This window comes from Haladaptatus sp. T7, assembly GCF_026008575.1.
Taxonomy (GTDB): domain Archaea; phylum Halobacteriota; class Halobacteria; order Halobacteriales; family Haladaptataceae; genus Haladaptatus; species Haladaptatus paucihalophilus.
Genome location: NZ_BROP01000002.1, coordinates 150,474 through 167,145 on the forward strand (window position 1 = coordinate 150,474; position 16,672 = coordinate 167,145).

The 16,672-nt window shown below is 62.5% G+C and carries 15 protein-coding genes; 8 read left to right on the forward strand and 7 right to left on the reverse strand.

The genetic code is table 11. The annotated features are described in order from the left end of the window. Positions 1-52: 52 nt before the first annotated feature. A complete protein-coding gene (locus OPC11_RS06775; RefSeq protein WP_007979066.1) occupies positions 53-358 on the reverse strand; it encodes a hypothetical protein in 306 nt (101 codons plus the stop codon). Positions 359-587: 229 nt separating this feature from the next. Next, a complete protein-coding gene (locus OPC11_RS06780) occupies positions 588-1,622 on the reverse strand; it encodes an NAD(P)-dependent alcohol dehydrogenase (RefSeq protein ID WP_264781427.1) in 1,035 nt (344 codons plus the stop codon). Between the two features lie 87 nt (positions 1,623-1,709). Between OPC11_RS06780 and thiC the strand changes: the two genes are divergently transcribed. Next, a complete protein-coding gene (thiC, locus tag OPC11_RS06785; protein ID WP_264781428.1) occupies positions 1,710-3,149 on the forward strand; it encodes a phosphomethylpyrimidine synthase ThiC in 1,440 nt (479 codons plus the stop codon). Positions 3,150-3,167: 18 nt separating this feature from the next. Here thiC and OPC11_RS06790 read toward each other — a convergent pair whose 3' ends face one another. Next, positions 3,168-4,118, reverse strand: a complete 951-nt coding sequence (locus OPC11_RS06790; RefSeq protein ID WP_264781429.1) for a phytoene/squalene synthase family protein — start codon at positions 4,116-4,118, stop codon at positions 3,168-3,170. A gap of 272 nt (positions 4,119-4,390) precedes the next feature. Between OPC11_RS06790 and OPC11_RS06795 the strand changes: the two genes are divergently transcribed. Together OPC11_RS06795 and OPC11_RS06800 are read left to right on the forward strand one after the other, a co-directional pair. Beyond that, positions 4,391-5,083 (forward strand): rhodanese-like domain-containing protein, encoded by a 693-nt coding sequence (locus OPC11_RS06795; RefSeq protein ID WP_264781430.1) that lies wholly within the window; start codon positions 4,391-4,393, stop codon positions 5,081-5,083. A gap of 74 nt (positions 5,084-5,157) precedes the next feature. Next, positions 5,158-5,367 (forward strand): hypothetical protein, encoded by a 210-nt coding sequence (locus OPC11_RS06800; RefSeq protein ID WP_264781431.1) that lies wholly within the window; start codon positions 5,158-5,160, stop codon positions 5,365-5,367. Positions 5,368-5,379: 12 nt separating this feature from the next. Here the strand turns inward: OPC11_RS06800 and OPC11_RS06805 are convergent, their stop codons facing one another. Continuing rightward, positions 5,380-6,468, reverse strand: a complete 1,089-nt coding sequence (locus OPC11_RS06805) for a CNNM domain-containing protein (protein WP_264781432.1) — start codon at positions 6,466-6,468, stop codon at positions 5,380-5,382. A 342-nt stretch (positions 6,469-6,810) separates the two neighbouring features. Between OPC11_RS06805 and OPC11_RS06810 the strand changes: the two genes are divergently transcribed. Genes OPC11_RS06810 through OPC11_RS06825 form a run of 4 tightly spaced genes read left to right on the forward strand, consistent with a single transcriptional unit; the run spans position 6,811 to position 12,099 of the window. Then, positions 6,811-9,855 carry an MMPL family transporter gene (locus tag OPC11_RS06810; protein ID WP_007979073.1) on the forward strand — a complete coding sequence of 1,015 codons (3,045 nt, stop codon included), beginning with the start codon at positions 6,811-6,813 and terminating at the stop codon, positions 9,853-9,855. A gap of 1 nt (position 9,856) precedes the next feature. Next, a complete protein-coding gene (locus OPC11_RS06815; RefSeq protein ID WP_264781433.1) occupies positions 9,857-10,594 on the forward strand; it encodes a TrmB family transcriptional regulator in 738 nt (245 codons plus the stop codon). A gap of 38 nt (positions 10,595-10,632) precedes the next feature. Next, positions 10,633-11,043: a hypothetical protein gene (locus tag OPC11_RS06820; protein WP_264781434.1), complete on the forward strand. Its 411-nt coding sequence runs from the start codon at positions 10,633-10,635 to the stop codon at positions 11,041-11,043. Positions 11,044-11,073: 30 nt separating this feature from the next. Further along, a complete protein-coding gene (locus OPC11_RS06825; RefSeq protein ID WP_264781435.1) occupies positions 11,074-12,099 on the forward strand; it encodes a hypothetical protein in 1,026 nt (341 codons plus the stop codon). 4 nt (positions 12,100-12,103) lie between these two features. Here the strand turns inward: OPC11_RS06825 and OPC11_RS06830 are convergent, their stop codons facing one another. The 3 genes from OPC11_RS06830 to OPC11_RS06840 form a co-directional block, all read right to left on the reverse strand. Then, complete coding sequence (locus tag OPC11_RS06830) at positions 12,104-12,550, reverse strand: hypothetical protein (protein WP_007979077.1); 447 nt, start codon at positions 12,548-12,550, stop codon at positions 12,104-12,106. A 49-nt stretch (positions 12,551-12,599) separates the two neighbouring features. Further along, the gene (locus OPC11_RS06835) at positions 12,600-14,918 is read right to left on the reverse strand and encodes a DEAD/DEAH box helicase (protein ID WP_264781436.1); all 2,319 of its coding nucleotides are present in this window, start codon (positions 14,916-14,918) and stop codon (positions 12,600-12,602) included. A gap of 101 nt (positions 14,919-15,019) precedes the next feature. Then, positions 15,020-15,397 carry a hypothetical protein gene (locus tag OPC11_RS06840; RefSeq protein WP_232423705.1) on the reverse strand — a complete coding sequence of 126 codons (378 nt, stop codon included), beginning with the start codon at positions 15,395-15,397 and terminating at the stop codon, positions 15,020-15,022. 248 nt (positions 15,398-15,645) lie between these two features. Here OPC11_RS06840 and OPC11_RS06845 point away from each other — a divergent pair, with 248 nt between their 5' ends. Beyond that, positions 15,646-16,596 carry a HalOD1 output domain-containing protein gene (locus tag OPC11_RS06845; RefSeq protein WP_264781437.1) on the forward strand — a complete coding sequence of 317 codons (951 nt, stop codon included), beginning with the start codon at positions 15,646-15,648 and terminating at the stop codon, positions 16,594-16,596. Positions 16,597-16,672 lie beyond the last annotated feature (76 nt).

Below are 16,672 nucleotides of genomic sequence, written 5' to 3' on the forward strand. Positions count from 1 at the left end.
CCCCCGACTTCGGCGAAGCCGTAGGGTCGCGTTTCGTTCGAGAAGTTGCCGATTAATCGGCGTGTTGCGGTGCGCCGTGCCCGTTAGTCCGCGTTTCAGTTTCGGAGTCCGCGGGCGTAGCGAGCGGGTTCGGCGACCGAAGCGCCGCGATGAGACTCCACATGATCCCCGTGAGCAGGGAACCGGCGGCAGAGAGACTCATCCCGAGCGTGAGGAAGGCGGTTCCGTAGACGATGCCGATAACGGCCGATGGAAGGGAGGTCCCGAGCGGGACGTTCGCCATCGAGTCGCGGAGAGTCGGAACGAGAACGAGGAGGGAAAAGACGCTCCCGCAGAGAAATACGATGTCTTGCCACATTATCGCTCACCCTCCCCAGTTGTCGTTTCGTTACTCGTGTCAATCATCACTTCCCGGTAGTTGGTTGGTGTTGATAAGGTTTACTCATTACCGAGTAAATATTTCGACAGAGACTAGCATGGCAATCTCTGGCTAGACATCTGTGGTGACTGCTCATTCGACAAAAAGTACCACACACGGGGCGTTTCCGTCACGAAACGGGTCGCCGTCGTTCGAATTCCGAACGCGCTCACCGCGAAACCGAAAGCATCCCTTTCACCGTCTCGGACTCCTTCGCCCGCTCGAACGCCTCGCCGACATCCGGCAGTTCCATTTCGAAATCCACGATACCAGCCACGTCGACCGCGCCGTCGGCCAGCAACTGGACGGCGGCGGGGTACGTGTTCCGGTAGCGAAACGACCCTCGGAGGTCGAGTTCGTTGTCGATGATTTCACTCGTGTCGAGCGGGATTTCCGCGTCCTGTGCGAGTCCGATGAGGACGACGGTCCCGCCCCGCCGAACCGCGTCGATGGTGGTTCGAATCGCGGGGTCCGCTCCGGACGCTTCGATGACCACATCGACGCCCTCGCCGTCTGTGAGGTCGGAGACCGATTCCCCGAGGTCGTCTTCCCGAACGTCGATGGTCGCGTCCGCGCCGCGCTCCTCGGCCAGCGCGAGTTTTTCGGGAACGACGTCGGAGACGAACACCTCCGCCGCTCCGGCGGCGTTCGCGGCTTCCATCGCCAGCAGACCGATGGGACCGCACCCCGTCACGAGGACGGAATCGCCGACGCCGACCTCGCCCCGTCGAGCGGCGTGGATGCCGACGCTCAAGGGTTCACAGAGCGCTCCTTCGCGGGTCGAGACGGAATCCGGTAGCCGATAGGTGAAGTCGGCGGGCCACGCGACGAACTCCGCGAACGCGCCGTCGTCCGGCGGGGTCGCCATGAACGTCACGTCGGGACAGAGGTTGTACTCGCCGCGCTTGCAGTACGGACAGCGCCGACAGGGGACGCCGGGTTCGAGCGTCACGCGGTCGCCGACGTCGAAATCGTCGTCGGCGTTCTCGCCGATAGCGGCGACTTCGCCAGCGCTCTCGTGCCCGAGGACGAGCGGCGATTCGACCACGTAATCGCCGATGCGGCCGTGTTCGTAGTAGTGAACGTCGGACCCGCAGATGCCGACCTCGCCGATTTCGACGACCACCTCGTCCGGGTCGGGGGCTGGTTTGTCTCGCTCTTCGACGACGAAGGAACCGGGTTCTTCGAGGACTGCGACTCGCATACGCCACGTTCGTGCCGGGTGATGGTGAACGTTGGTGCCGATTTCGCTCGACAAGAATTATTACCTAGTAATATAACTCAGTAATTGATGTCGGAAACACAACTCCAACGCGCTCGTTCCGGCGAACTGACCGCGGCGATGAAACGAGTGGCGGAGCGGGAGAGCAGGGACCCGGAGACGATTCGGCGAGCGATCGCCGAGGGGCGGGCGGTCATCCCGAACAACCACGAACACGACGTGCTCGACCCGATGATAATCGGGCGAGAGTTCGCCACGAAGGTCAACGCGAATATCGGCAACAGCGAGACGACGAGCGACCCCGAGGAGGAACTTCGAAAGCTCCACGCGGCGGTTCACTACGGCGCGGACACCGTGATGGACTTGAGCACCGGTGCGAACCTCGATTCGATTCGTGAGACGAACGTTCAACACGCTCCGGTTCCGGTCGGAACCGTCCCGATTTACGAGGCGGTCACGCGCGTCGACGACGTTGCCGACCTCACGCCCGAGTTACTGCTCGACGTCATCGAGAAACAGGCCCGGCAGGGCGTCGATTACATGACCGTCCACGCGGGCGTGTTGCTGGAACACGTCCCGCTCACCAACGGTCGGAAGACCGGCATCGTCTCGCGCGGCGGGTCGATTCTCGCCAAGTGGATGGAGGAGAACGAGGCCCAAAACCCGCTGTACACTCACTTCGAGCGGATTTGCGCGATTTTCGCCGAGTACGACGTGACGTTCAGCCTCGGCGACGGCCTTCGGCCCGGTTGCCTCGCCGACGCGTGCGACGACGCGCAGTTCGCCGAACTGGAGACGCTGGGCGAACTGACCCGAACGGCACGGGACCACGGCGTTCAGGTCATGGTTGAGGGACCGGGACACGTCCCGATGGACGACATCGAAATGAACGTCGAACGCCAGCAGGAGGTCTGCGACGGCGCTCCGTTCTACGTCCTCGGTCCGTTGGTGACCGACATCGCGCCCGGGTACGACCACATCACGAGCGCCATCGGTGCCACCGAGGCCGCTCGGGCCGGGGCGGCCATGCTGTGTTACGTGACGCCGAAAGAGCACCTCGGACTCCCCGAAGAGGAGGACGTTCGGGACGGCCTCGCGGCGTACCGAATCGCGGCCCACGCGGCCGACGTCGCAACCGGCCAACCGGGTGCCCGCGACTGGGACGACGCGCTCTCGGAGGCCCGCTACGAGTTCGACTGGTCACGACAGTTCGAACTCGCCCTCGACCCGGAACGGGCACGAGCGTACCACGACCAGTCCCTCCCCGGCGATAACTACAAGAAAGCGCGCTACTGCTCGATGTGCGGCGTGGAGTTCTGCTCGATGCGCATCGACCGGGACGCGCGGGCCGTCGACGGCGACATGGAATCGATAGACGGCGAAACGGACCTGACGGACTCGCCCGCGGCGGCGGCGAACCTGCCGCCGACGGGGACACACGACATGCGTTCGGTTCCGGACCTGCCGTCGTTCGCGGAGCACGCCAGCGAAGGCCACGGTGACGATTGAAACGAGGAGAAGCGAGAGTTATCGAGTCGGAAGCGTATCCCGACGCTCCACGTCCGACCCGCGGTGTTCTGGCGTTCCGACCGGGCTTACGGTCCGGAAGACAGTTTCGGGGTCGCGCGTCTTCCGCCAGTGCCACCGCGTCTTGGCGAGGAGCACGATCTTTCGGACGGTCCCCAGCGACGGTTCCTTGGAGAGCACATCGTACCTCTGCGCTCGAATCACGCGGTGGTACTCCGCGTACAGCACCGCCGCGAGCAAGACCGCAAACTGGCAGTCCTCGGGGAGGTACCGGATTCCGGCGACGCCCTCCCGGTACAGGGCTTCCGCGCGGCGAAGTTCGTCCTGCATGACCTCGGCGAACCCGGCCGTGAACTCGAGGCGCTCTATCTGTTCGTCGGTCACGCCGTGCCGCGAGAGCGTCGTTCGAGGAAGGTAGATTCGATTCCGGTCTTCGATGTCCTCGCGCACGTCCCGGAGGAAGTTGGTGAGTTGGAACGCCTCGCCGAGCGACGTCGCGTGCGGTCGCGCTCGCTCGGCGTCGTCCGGGTTCATCACCGACGTCATCATTTGCCCGACGGCGGCGGCCGAACCGCGCATGTACGTCTCCAGTTCCTCGTAGGTTTCGTAGCGCGATTTGTCGATGTCCGTCGCCATCGCGTCGATGAAGACGACGACCTCCTCGTCCGCGATACCGCGTGATTCACAGAGGTCGTGGAACGCCTCCAAAATCGGGTCATCGGGTGGTTCTTCCCCGAGCGCCTGCTTTCGGAGCGACTCCAACCGTTCGGCTTGCTCCTCGGCCGGAACGTCGGCGGCGTCGTCCACCACCTCGTCGCAGATACGGAAGAACCCGTACAGCACGTACGTCGGGTGGCGCACTCGCTCGGGCAACAGCCGAGTGGCGAGATGGAACGTTTTCCCGGTCTGCTGCTGTATCGCCTTCCCCGCCTCTACGTGTGTGTCTTTCATTGGGTGTGCCCCGAGAATAGCAGTTGGTACGCTGTCATTCTGAAAAAAGACGGTGCCAAACCTGTTAGGTATGTTTTCCGTACCGACCGTCGATTCGATTACGCAGTCTGTAATTAACAGCGTTCTGTTAATAATAAAATTGATAAAGGGGTAGTTGCTACGGGGCCATAGTAATGAACCGACGTACCTTTCTCGCGGCTAGTTCCGTGGCAGTCGCGGGATTGAGCGGGTGTCTCAATCGAGGCAGTGGCTCGGGGTCTTCGAGTTATCCCATGCCCGAAGACGGCAACGTCGATGGGTATCCGCCGGAGTTCGACGAGAAGCCGAAGAAAAAGAGCTTCGACCCGTCCTCGTTCGACACGAAATCCGAGGGCGGCGAGGAGGTCCCCCTCGTCCCGACAGATATCGTCTACAACTGGTACAAGCGCGGGGAAGCGCGGTTCGCCGACGCTCGCGGTACGAAACAGTACAAGACCTCGCACATTTACGGGGCCGTGTTGAGTCCCGCACCGGGCGTCCGTGGTGCCCCGGAGCGTGACCCCGTACTGGACTGGCCGAAATCCGACCGTATCGTCTGTTACTGTGGCTGTCCGCACCATCTCTCTTCGATTCGAGCATCCGCACTCATGCAGAAGGGCTACGAGAACGTGTTCGTCATCGACGAGGGGTTCTGGGAGTGGCACGACAGGGACTACCCGATCCGCGGCTCCAACACGTCGTACAATCCGGTGGCGTACATCATCTCGGGCGTCACGGACGCCGCCTTCGCCGGAAAGACGGCGTGGGCGCGACAGCTCGAAACCGGACAGAACGAAGCGACGGACATCCTGACGGACGGGTCGTACACCCTCGAACTCAAGTTCGAGGACGTAACGGCGGACTCGATGATCCACATCGAGACGCCGGAGTACACCGTGAAGGGAACCATCGGCGACCTCTCCTCGCGGGTCGTGAGCGGCGAATAGACCCCACCGACCGCCACTGACCGTCACCGACGTTTCTCAAGGCTTATATCCCTCGTAGCGAGTGACGACATTCAATGATTCGGTGCAGCCAAGACGAGTGCGGTTGGATCGCCATCGCGCCGTCGGAGCGGGCCGCGTGGAAGCAGTACGAATCGCATCTCCTCGAAACGCACGTTGAAACGGTCGAAACGGAGATTCCCGACGGACACGTGCAGGTACGAACCGACGACGGCGAGTGGGAGACGATGACGCGCGAGCAAGCGCGAGAGTTCCACGACCGGTAGGCGAACGATTCCTCAGGCGGCCATCTCCCTGTCCATCGGATCCTCTAACTCCCCGAGGACGGCTTCGAACGCGTCCGTCGCCGTTACCAACCCGATGACGTCCTGTCCGTCCAACACCAGCGCGAGTTCCTGGTTTTGCGCCTGAAACAGATCGATGGCGTCCGCGACGCTCGTATCGCCCGCGACCGTCATCGGGTCGTGTGCGATGTCGGTCAGCGAGATCTCCTCCGAGGTAAGTTCGTCGTACCGTTCGATGACGGTCGGCGCGTAGACGATTCCCCGAAACTCGTCCAGCGACCCGTCGATGAGCGGAAAGCGGACGAGCGGGTTCTTCTCCATCCGTTCGACGTTCTCCTCGATGGGGTCGTCGGTCGAGAGGGCCACGATGTCCTCCCGCGGAATCACGATGTCACGAACCGGGACGCGCTCGATTTGAAGCGCGGCCAGAATCTCCTCTTCGCGTTCCTCCGGGAGACCCTCCACCGCGCTGAGAACGTCGCCCATCTCGCGGTGGAGGTCGGCGCGGCTGACTATTTTCCGCTCGTCGCCGTCCGATTCCTCGGCTTCCGTCCACGAGCGTTCGATTTCGACGCCGAACAGGGAGAGGAGGCTCTTGGCGGTCTTGTCAGCGAGGATGATGACCGGCGACATCAGTTTCGTCCACCAGTAGAGGATGCCCGACCCGTATCGGGCCGCGAACTTCGTTCGCTCGATGCCCAGGTACGTCGGCGCTTGCTCCCCGACGATGACGTGCAGGAGGTTGATGACGGCGAGTGCGAGAATCGCCGAGAGCGCTTCGGTGGAGCCGCCCCCGAAACCGACGGCTTCGATGACCGGATGGAACACCGCCACCACCGCTGGTTCGGCGACCACACCCAATCCGACGCTGGCGATGGTGATGCCGACTTGGCACCCGGAGAGATAGATTTCGAGGCGGTCGGTCATATCCCACGCGCGCTGCAATCCCTTCGAATCCTCGAACTCGGACTCGTCGAACTGTCGCACCCGCGTCATGGCGAACTCGGTGACGACGAAGTAGGCGTTCATCAGCAGGAGGAATACGCCACCGAGGAGATGGAGTACGGTGAGCAAATCTACCATCGTCTCTCTCTGTATCGGGGACGATGGTAACGTTGATGGCGAACTGACGAAAATTCCACTTGTTGTTGTAGATATGAAATTCACAAAGCGACACGTCTCGGAGAACCCGTCCCATTCTCGTCCCCGCACGTACTGCCGTCGCCCGAACCGGATTTCGTCCGGCACAAACGCGCGATAGAGTGCTGTACGTGCTCTGATTGGACCGTTTCTTCGTTGTACCGGAAATGTGTTTGTGACTTTATGTCATACTAGAAACCGAAACCTCCATCTTTTTGGTGGGGCTGTCAGTAGTATTCTAACAACAGCTATGGCATTACAGCTACATAGCCGAGGAGGGCGTCCGTGACGCTTCTCGACCGGCTTTTCGAAAACGTAACCAAGCACAGTCGGGCCATCATCGCCGTGCTTCTCGTTGCGACGATTCTCGTCGGGGCGGGCGCGCCGATGATAGAGCAGTCCTCGTCGCTCGACCAGTTCCAGAGCGACAGTCCGGCCGCGAAGAAACTGAACTACATCAACTCGAACTTCACGACGGGGAACGAGAATACGACCACCGTACAGGTAATCCTCAAGGGCGATAACGTCCTGTCGAAGGAGGCGATGGTGAACTCGTTACAGTTCCAACAGCGCCTTCGGGACAATCAAACCATCAACGAGACGCTGGCGGAGGGAACCGCCTCCACCGGCGTCGCGAACGTCATCGCCATCTCCGCGATTCAACAGCAGAAGGTCGCGGAGCTCAAAGCGTCTGGTGCGAAACTCCAACAGCGCAGCCAGCAACTCAACCGGACGGCCGCCGGACTGAGCGACGCACTGAATCAGACGCGCGCGCTGCAGGGAAAATACGACCAGTTGAACGCGTCCCATCAGTCGGGCGACGTGGACAACGAATCGTATCGCCAGCAGTCGGCGAAAATCGAAGCTCAACTCTCACAGGTGCGGGCGACAGCCACCGCGAACCTCTCGGCCGAGCAGTCGGCGACGTTCAACAAGTCCGCACAGCAGGCGCGCGGCTTGCAGGCCAAACTCGACGGCTTGAACGCCTCCTACCGGTCGGGCGACATCAACGAATCGACCTACAAGCAGCAGGCAGGCGAAATCCAGTCGCAGTTCGGCAAGGTGTACAAACTCGGCACCCAAGGCGTGCTGGCGGACGAGTATGAGAAACTCGGCGAGCAGAGCGAGAAACTGCAGCAAAAGCGGAGCGCGCTCGAAAACGGCTCGATGCCGACGCTCGCCGAGCAACTCGACCAGTTGCAGTCGATGAACCAGTCGCAGATCGATTCGCTGACGAAGGCCGTGCTCTCCGACGACGGCGGCAGTTCGGGCGGCATGGCGAGCCAAGCGTTGGCGTTCATGCCGACGTCCTACGACACCGGGTCGACGGAGGCGAACGCGACGATGTTGGTCATCTTCCAGAAACAGGAGAGCCAGTCGTCGATGGAGGGACAGGCCTCCGACGTGCTCGTCTCCACCCAGCAGGGGATGAAGACCATCGCGGACGAGGAGTTCGACCACGAGGCGCTCGTCTTCGGGAGCGGCATCATCAGCGAGGAGATCAACCAGTCGATGGCAGATAGCCTCGCCATCGTCGGGCCGCTGGCGCTGTTGTTCGTCATCCTGACGCTCATCATCGCCTACCGCGACGTCCTCGACATCCTGCTCGGCATCCTCGGAATCGCCTTCGTCCTCGTCTGGACATTCGGCTTCATGGGCTGGGCAGGCATCACGTTCAACCAGATGTTCATCGCGGTGCCCGTCCTCCTCATCGGACTGGCAATCGACTACGCGATTCACGTCTTCATGCGCCACCGCGAGGAGCGGGAGACGAACCCCGACGAGGACGTTCGCGGGTCGATGCGCGTCGCGCTCGTCAGCGTCGGCGCGGCCCTGACGTGGGTGACCGCGACGACGGTCATCGGCTTCCTCTCGAATCTGGTCAGCCCGCTGCCGCCGATTCAGGACTTCGGTATCGTGAGTTCGGTCGGTATCGTCGCGGCGCTGATTATCTTCGGCGGCTTGATTCCCGCCCTCAAACTGGAACTCGACGGGTTCCTCGAATCGCGCGGCTTCAACCGCAAAAAGCGCGCGTTCGGTACCGGCGGCGGCGCGCTCGGAAGCATCCTGACCGTGGGCGCGACCGCGGCGCGGAAAGCGCCGCTCGTGGTCATCGTCCTCACGCTGCTCGTCAGCGCGGCGGGCGGCTACGGGGCGACGAAAGTGGACACGAGTTTCTCGCAGGAGGACTTCCTCGCCAGTAGCCCGCCACACTGGACGAAACAGCTCCCGGAACCGTTCAAGCCCGGGAACTACTCCGCCAAGCAGAACCTGGACTTCGTGAACGACAACTTCGTCAGGGAGGATTCTCAGGCTCAACTACTCGTCGAGGGCGATATCACCCGTGATGACGCGCTCGAACAAGTCAAGCGGGCGGAGGAGCAGGCGGCGAAGAAGGACGTCACGCTCACCCTCTCGAACGGTGAGCCACAGGTTCAGAGCCCGCTGTCGGTGATGAAGCAAGTCGCCGCACAGAACGAGACGTTCAATCAGACGTTCACCGCGGCGGATACGGACGGTGACGGCGTGCCCGACGAGAACCTGGAGACGGTTTACGACGGGCTATTCGCCGCCGCGCCCGACGACGCCGCTGGCGTCATCTACCGCGAGGACGGCAACTACGAGGCGCTTCGCGTCACCATCTCGCTGAAGGGTGGCGCGTCGAGTTCGGCGGTCACGACCCAGATGCGTGAGGTCGCCGACAACTTCGACGGCCTCACCGCAACCGCGACGGGCCAGTCCATCGTCTTCGAAATCGTGCAGGACGACCTGCTCAACACGGTCATCGAGAGCCTCATCATCACGATGGTCGCCGTGTTCGCGTTCCTGATGCTCATCTACCGCATCACGGAAGGTAGCGCGACCCTCGGAGCGGTCACCCTGCTCCCCGTCGTGTTCAGCGTCGCGTGGATTCTGGGGACGATGTACCTCCTCGGAATGCCGTTCAACGTCCTGACGGGCATGATTACGAGCCTCACCGTCGGGTTGGGTGTCGCCTACAGCATCCACCTCTCCGAGCGCTACAACGTCGAACTCGAACGACAGGGCTCGGTGTGGGAGGCGATGCACGTCAGCCTCACCGGAACCGGCGGCGCGCTGTTGGGAAGCGCGGCGACGACCGTGGGTGGTTTCGGCGTGCTCGCCTTCGCCATCCTGCCCGCGCTCCAGCAGTTCGGCATCATCACGGGACTGACCATCATCTACGCGTTCATCGCCAGCGTGTTGGTTCTCCCGAGTCTGCTCGTCGTCTGGACGCGCTACTTCGGACCGGGCGCTCGCGGCAGCATCGACCTGAAGTCCGAAGGTGCTCCAACCCCGAGTGAGGACTGACATGGACGAAGTTGACGCCATCGACGCGCTGACCGACCTCGGCCTCTCGAACTACGAGGCCAAGGTGTTCGTCGCGCTACAGAAGCTGGGGACCGGGACCGCGCGGGACATCCACGGCGTCACCGACGTACCGCGGTCACAGGTGTACGGCGCGGCCGAAGACCTCCAGGAGCGCGGCTTGGTGGAGGTAAAACAGTCCAAGCCGATTCAGTATCGACCGGTGAGTTTGGAGGCGGCGAAGTCGCTCCTCCGCGACCAGTTCGAGCGGACGCAAGAACGCGCGTTCGATTACCTCGAATCGGCGAAAAACGAGTTCGTCGATAGCGACGAGGAGCGCGAAGACGTGTGGTCGGTCGACGGCAAGGATGCCGTCAGCAGCCGAATCTGCCAGTTGGTGGCGGAAGCCGAATCGAGAATCGTCTTCGGCCTTCACGACGAATCGCTGGTCACGGAGAAACTCACGGAGATACTTCGGGAACGGGCGACTGCGGGCGTTGACGTTCTCGTCGTCTCGCAGGACCCGTCGCTGCGGGACCGATTCGATGGGCTACGGTTCGTCGTTCGTCACGACAAGCCGGAGGGGGCCCCTGCAGGGCGCATCCTCATCGTGGACGACGATACCGTGCTCATCAGCATCCTCGGCGAGCGCGAAAGCGCCATCTGGAGTTCCCAAACCGGTTTCGCGGAACTCCTCTGTCAGACGGTCAGTTCGCATATCGACGACATAATCGTCGAATAGCCCACTACGCATTTCTTTCAGCCGGTTCAATGTCGGGTATGACCCCGAGACGCCGACTTGCCAGAAACCTGCTCTCGGAAGTACGGGCGTACGGCTACACGCTTTCTATCTGGGGCGGCGGTGCGCTCCTTCTGACTCGCTTCGGCACGCCGACCGCATCGGAGGTGTTCGCCTACGTCGGCGGTGCCGTCGTGGCGTTCGCCTTCCTCGCTTTCCTCACGTTCGGCGAGTTCACGGTCGAACCCAACGTGACGACGGAGATACGAGCGACCTCGTTCGTCCACGTCGTCGCCACCGTCGGCAACCTCCTCGTCAGCTATCTTCTGACGTTCGTGCTTCACGGACTCGTCGCGTTTCTGGTCGTGGGGGTACAGACCACGTTCACGTACAACGTCCTCCTGCTTCCCGAGGAGTACGTCGCTCACGTTATGAGTCGGTCTGTCCGATAGTTTAACTATCAAGACGCACAACAGCTACGCATGTCATGGTACGCCGTCGAGGCGCTGGACGACGCCATCGAGGGAACGCGGGAGTTCCTCTTCCCGTTCGACGCGGGAACGTGGCTTCGACTCGCCATCGTGGTGTTCTTCCTCGGAGGGGCCAGTTCGTCCTCCCCGTTTCAGGGGGGCATGCAGTTCTCCTCCGGGTCGAACGACCCGGTTCCGACGCCCCCGAGTCCGCCGGGCGGCGGTGACGTCTCGATACCCACCGACACGATTCTGCTAGTGGTCGCGGCGGTCATCATCGTCGCCGTCCTTCTGGGGCTGTTGTTCACCCTCATCGGGTCGATGATGGAGTTCGCATTCGTGGAGTCGCTTCGCTCACGGGAGGTTCACGTTCGGCGATACATGAGTCGATACTTCGGACAGGGGCTTCGCCTGTTCGTGTTTCGACTCGTCCTCTTTCTCGTCGTCGTACTGCCCATCGGCGTCCTCATCCTCGTCACCGTCCCGGTGTTTTCGGCTGGTTCGCCGTCCATCGCGGCCGGGACGGTGCTGGTGTTCATCCCCGTGTTCATACTGCTCGCCCTGTTCGTCGCGCTCGTGGACGGGCTGACGACGAACTTCGTCGTTCCCGTGATGATACTTCAGGAGCGAGGCGTGATAGCGGGTTGGCAGGCCTTCTGGCCGACGCTTCGCCGCGAGTGGAAACAGTACGGGGTCTACCTCGTGCTCAAGTTCTTCCTCGCCATCGCGGTCGGCTTCCTCGTCTCCATCGCGGGCGGTATCATCGCGGTATTCCTGTTGATTCCGTTCGCCATCTTCGCTGTCCTGTTGGTCGTCGCGTTCGGCGGATTCGCCGCCATCAGTGCGACGCTCTCGAATCCGGTGGCGCTGGTCCTGTTCGGCGCGCTCGTTCTCGGATACGTCGCCTGCCTTCTCTTCGCGCTCGCGCTGGTTCGCGTGCCGATTCGGACGTATCTCGGCTACTTTTCGCTACTCGTGCTGGGCGATACGAACCGAGAGTTCGACCTCATCCCGGAGCTTCGGGAGGAAATCCGCTGACGTCTCAGAGTTTCGAGTCGAGCTGACGGCCAACGGCGTCGTCACCGACCGGTCCACAGTCACGCGCGAGGTGAACGAGCGGCGCGTTTTCCATCCGTAGCCACGCGCCTTCGCGGTCGCTGGTGACGGTAACGGACCGCTGTGTTTGCGGGAGTCCGTTGGCGCGAACGCCGTCGGTCCGCTCGCGGACGCCGACCATCTGGAGGTGTTCGGTCGAGAGTTCCGTGACGACGAAGCGGTACGTCGGCAGGTCCGGGTCGTGGTCGCGGAGGGCGTTTCGATACTCGCGTGCGAGGTCCGCGGCACGTGCGGCGTCGTCGTGAGTTTCGAAGCGCGTGCCGGTAATCGGAGTCGGACACTCGCCGGTTTCGGCGGCGGCGACGGAGAACGGACCGGATTCGACGGATAGCTCCTCGATTTCGCGTCGGGTTCGCCGGAGGATGTCGTCCATATTTAGGCTAACCTAATTTAGGTTTAGGACAGCCTAAAAGCGTTGCGACTCAGACCGTGAGGTCGGCGAGGAGGTGTTCGGCGAGTCGTTTGTCGAGCGGGTCGTTCGCGTTCCCGCACTGGGGCGACTGTACGCAGGACGGGCACCCCGACTCGCAGTCGCACGCGCGAAGCATCTCCCGCGTGTTCGTCATGAGCGATTCGACGGTTTCGTACCCTTCTCGGGTGAGTCCGACGCCGCCGGGGTAGCCGTCGTAGATGAAAATCGTGCTCGTGCCGGTGTGCGGGTGAAGCGGCGTGGAGAGGCCGCCGATGTCCCCGCGGTCACAGAGGAGTTCGAGCGGAAAGAGCGAAATCATCCCGTGCTCGGCGGCGTGAATCGCGCCGTTGAAGTCGCCGTCCATCGCCCGCAGTTCACGCTCCAGGTCGTCGGGGATCGTGAAGTAGAGCGCCTTGGTTCGGAGCGTGAGTTCCGGCAGGGAGAGCGACTCGCGTCCCAGCGTCTCGCCGCGCTTTGCATCCCGGCGCTCGAACCCGGTGATTCGCTTTCGCATCGTCACGTCGGCGAACCGGACGGTGCAGTCCTCGCGGGTCGGGAGCGACTTTTCCGACAAATCCTCCTCGACGGTTATCTCCTTGTCCGTCAGCGTCTTCGTGTGGTAGTCCGCCCACGTCGGCGAGAGTTCGGCGACGTCCCGCGACAGGTCGAGGTCGACCACCTCGTAGGACTGGCCCTGCTGGTGGTATATCGCGCCGGGGTGGGCGTCGTTGAGCGCGTCGCTGAACGGGAGGGAGGCGATGACGTCACCCCGCGAACGGTCGAGCAGGTCGATTTCGCGGTCGTCGATGGTGCGAAGGCTCATCTCGTGCTGGGGACTTCCGTCGCCGTCGTACACCCAGCGGACCCCGCCGCTCGTTTGCCGCCGTTCGAGTTCGCCGCGCGCTTCGAGGTCGGCGACGAGTTCGGGAAAATCCGGGCCGAAATAGGTCTCGTCCTCCGGCGAGAGCCACGTCTCGCGGGCCGCGGAGGTGACGTGGGAGGGGAGCAGTTCCGCGTTTTCGGGATTGACGACCGCCCGCTCGGGGTCGCCGGAGAAGAACTCGTCCGGGTTCGCCATCAGGTACTGGTCCAGTTGGTCCTCGCCCGCGACGAGCGCGACGAGGCTGGGGTCGGTCCCCCGCCCCGCCCGTCCGGCCTGCTGGAACGTCGCCATGCGCGTGCCGGGATAGCCGTCGAGCAGCACCGCGTCCAGTCCCCCGATATCGACGCCGAGTTCCAGCGCGTTCGTGCTCCACGCGCCCCGGACGTTCCCGGAATGGAGGCCGTCCTCCAGTTCTCGACGGCGGTCGTTCCGCAGGGCCGCCTGATACGCCGCGATGTCGTTGGCGAGGTCGCCGTCCCCTCGCCGTCGAAGTTCGTCGGCGCTCTCCATCGCGTACCGTTCCGCGGCCTGTCGAGCGCGGGTGAAGACCAACGTCTGGCAGTCCCGTCCCACGAGGTCGGCGAAGATGCGCTTCGTCTCGCCGTGGTTCGATTTCCGCCGCTTCGTGCCGCCGTACCGGTCGTCCTCGTACTCCGGCGGGTTCCAGAGGAGCCAGTGCGTCGGTCCGGTCCGACTCGTGTTCTCGTCCACGAGGTCGAACGAGGGTTCGGGCTGGCCGGTCACGGCGCTCGCGTGTTCGACCGGATTACCGATGGTCGCGGAACAGCAGACGAACTGCGGGTCGGCGTCGAACCGCTCACAGACGCGGGCGAGTCGGCGGAGGACGAGCGCGACGTGACTACCGAAGACCCCGCGATACTCGTGAACTTCGTCGATGACGACCGTCTCCAACCCCTTGAAAAACCAGTCCCACAGGCGATGCGCGTACGGAAGCAGGGCGTAGTGGAGCATGTCGGGCGTCGTGAGCACGACGGTCGGCATTCGGTCGCGTACGGCCCGCTTTTCGTTCTTGTCGAGTCGGCCGGTGTACTGGGCTATCGAGACGCGACTCCCAAAGCCCAAGTCGCGGGCGAGTTCGGACAGCGTTTCCTCTTGGTCGTTGATGAGAGCGTTCTGCGGCGCGATGTAGAGGGTTCGACCGCCGTGATCCATCGCGCGCTCGAACGCCGGAATCGTGTAGGCGAGGCTCTTGCCGCTCGCGGTTTGCGTGGCGATGACGGCGTTTTTCCCGTCGCGGACCGACTCCACTGCCTCGGCTTGGTGGCGGTAGAGTCGGTCGATGCCGCGCTTTTCGAGGGCCGACTCCAACCGCGATTCGAGCGGGAGGTCCCGAAACTCGCCGTCGTTCCCCGAAACGGTTTCGTGGCGAGCGATTTGCCCCTCGTAGTAGGGTCGCCCGCGAAGCCAGTCGATGGTGTCCTGCACTGCGAGGGGGTTGGCAGTGGACGCTCTAACCGGTTTCGTCCATCGCGCATGTCACGACGGGACCCGGCCGAGCGAGCTTTGGCGGGCCGAACCACGGAACGCTACTCTTCGTCCGAGCTCAACAGCGACGGAATCGGGTCCACGACGTCCTCCCCGTACGACCACGAGATGATTCCGTAGTCCCCGAGACGTGGCAGGTGCTCCTGTTCGAGTCGAACGCGCACTCGCTCCTGCTCGGACGGCGTTACGTTCGACACGGGCGTGTCGTTACACCGACTCGCTACGTCCGCCGCCACCCGCGAAATCGGTGTCGGGGTTTCCTGTTCGCTGAGATAGAGGACGAGGTATCTCCGTTGTTCGTCTTTGAGCAGTTCGAAAACCCAGTCCTCCGTGGAAGTGAGCGACTCGGCACCGACCGCCTCCAAGAAGCGTAGTAACTCCATGAGTCTCCCCTCCTCACGGTCCGATGTATCGCCCATACCAGTTCTACTACAGTAATACGCATGAATCACCCGATGGTGGAACTATCCTCCGGCAGTTGCTCGTTCTTCATCGGGTTCGCAATAGATGTCAGTTGGGTTGTTTCTATGGTTCGATATACGGTCGTATGGGGGATACCCGTACGGAATCCGGTTTCTCGTCGAGTTGGATTTCGATACCGTTAGTTGATATAACGCAAAACCAGCACAAGCGCTTTTAGCCGTTCAGCTACTACCGATACCAGATTATGGGTTCGATGGAGGATGATGCTGCCCTGCCGTTCATGTGCGGCGTCGAGGAACCGGCGAGGCTGCAGTACGATTGGGGGAGCGGGGTGCCGCTGGGAACGTATATCGTCCAGCAGATGGCGGACCGTGCTCGGGTTAGTGCGACCGACGTCCCAGAATCGCTGTACGGACGTATCGACCCGGACGCGCTGGAGGACTTGTTTCGACCCCTCGTCGACGGAACGCCGCGCGCGAACGGCGAAGTGACGTTCACGTTCGCGGGTCACTACGTCACGGTCAGCAGCGACGGAACGATAGAAATCGAGTCGGAACTCGGGCGATTGAAACGGTCCGGGGGGAACGTACTGCTCACGGGCGACGTTCCGGCCGACGTTTTCGACGAGTTGAGCGCGCAGTTCTTGGGCGAGCCGGAGTACGGCAGAACGCATCTGTTCGCGCTCTACGGACGAGATACGGACACGGCCCGGGGGCGTCTCGAACGCGCGACCGCCGACACCGACCACGCTCACATCCTCACCTACGAAGCGGCGGTACGTTCCGCGACGGAAGTACGACCGCAGAACCGACAGAACAGACCGTCCGTGACGCCGGTCGTCGGGTCGCTCGACGAGTTCGAAACCGCGATTGTGGACGACATCTTCGAACTCCAATATCGGCAAAAAGGGTTCGAACCGGGTCAGCTTCGATTCTGTTTCGATTCATTACAGTTCCTCTCGGAGGAGAAGTCGGCGTCCTCGGTGGAGGAGTTCGTGCGAGACGTTACGAAGACCGTCGAAGACGTGTCCGGCTTGGGTCAGTATCTCTTCCCGGGCGCATACGACTCCGCACCCGTTCGAGCCGTCGAACCGCTGTTCGACGGAACAATCGAACTGAAGGTCGGTGCGCGAGGTCCGATGCAACGGTGGCATCTACACGACACGGACTATACGACCACGTGGTTCCCACTCTAACGGTTTCCGCCCGCCGGTCCCTGTCAGAATATGAGATGTCTGCGAAGTACCGCATAGCGAGCCAACCTACAGAACA

Coding starts and splice junctions, on each gene's coding strand:
- OPC11_RS06775 (WP_007979066.1), bottom strand. CDS start 358: ATGTGGCAAGACATCGTATTTCTCTGCGGGAGCGTCTTTTCCCTCCTC.
- OPC11_RS06780 (WP_264781427.1), bottom strand. CDS start 1,622: ATGCGAGTCGCAGTCCTCGAAGAACCCGGTTCCTTCGTCGTCGAAGAG.
- thiC (WP_264781428.1), top strand. CDS start 1,710: ATGTCGGAAACACAACTCCAACGCGCTCGTTCCGGCGAACTGACCGCG.
- OPC11_RS06790 (WP_264781429.1), bottom strand. CDS start 4,118: ATGAAAGACACACACGTAGAGGCGGGGAAGGCGATACAGCAGCAGACC.
- OPC11_RS06795 (WP_264781430.1), top strand. CDS start 4,391: ATGCCCGAAGACGGCAACGTCGATGGGTATCCGCCGGAGTTCGACGAG.
- OPC11_RS06800 (WP_264781431.1), top strand. CDS start 5,158: ATGATTCGGTGCAGCCAAGACGAGTGCGGTTGGATCGCCATCGCGCCG.
- OPC11_RS06805 (WP_264781432.1), bottom strand. CDS start 6,468: ATGGTAGATTTGCTCACCGTACTCCATCTCCTCGGTGGCGTATTCCTC.
- OPC11_RS06815 (WP_264781433.1), top strand. CDS start 9,857: ATGGACGAAGTTGACGCCATCGACGCGCTGACCGACCTCGGCCTCTCG.
- OPC11_RS06820 (WP_264781434.1), top strand. CDS start 10,633: ATGACCCCGAGACGCCGACTTGCCAGAAACCTGCTCTCGGAAGTACGG.
- OPC11_RS06825 (WP_264781435.1), top strand. CDS start 11,074: ATGTCATGGTACGCCGTCGAGGCGCTGGACGACGCCATCGAGGGAACG.
- OPC11_RS06830 (WP_007979077.1), bottom strand. CDS start 12,550: ATGGACGACATCCTCCGGCGAACCCGACGCGAAATCGAGGAGCTATCC.
- OPC11_RS06840 (WP_232423705.1), bottom strand. CDS start 15,397: ATGGGCGATACATCGGACCGTGAGGAGGGGAGACTCATGGAGTTACTA.
- OPC11_RS06845 (WP_264781437.1), top strand. CDS start 15,646: ATGGGTTCGATGGAGGATGATGCTGCCCTGCCGTTCATGTGCGGCGTC.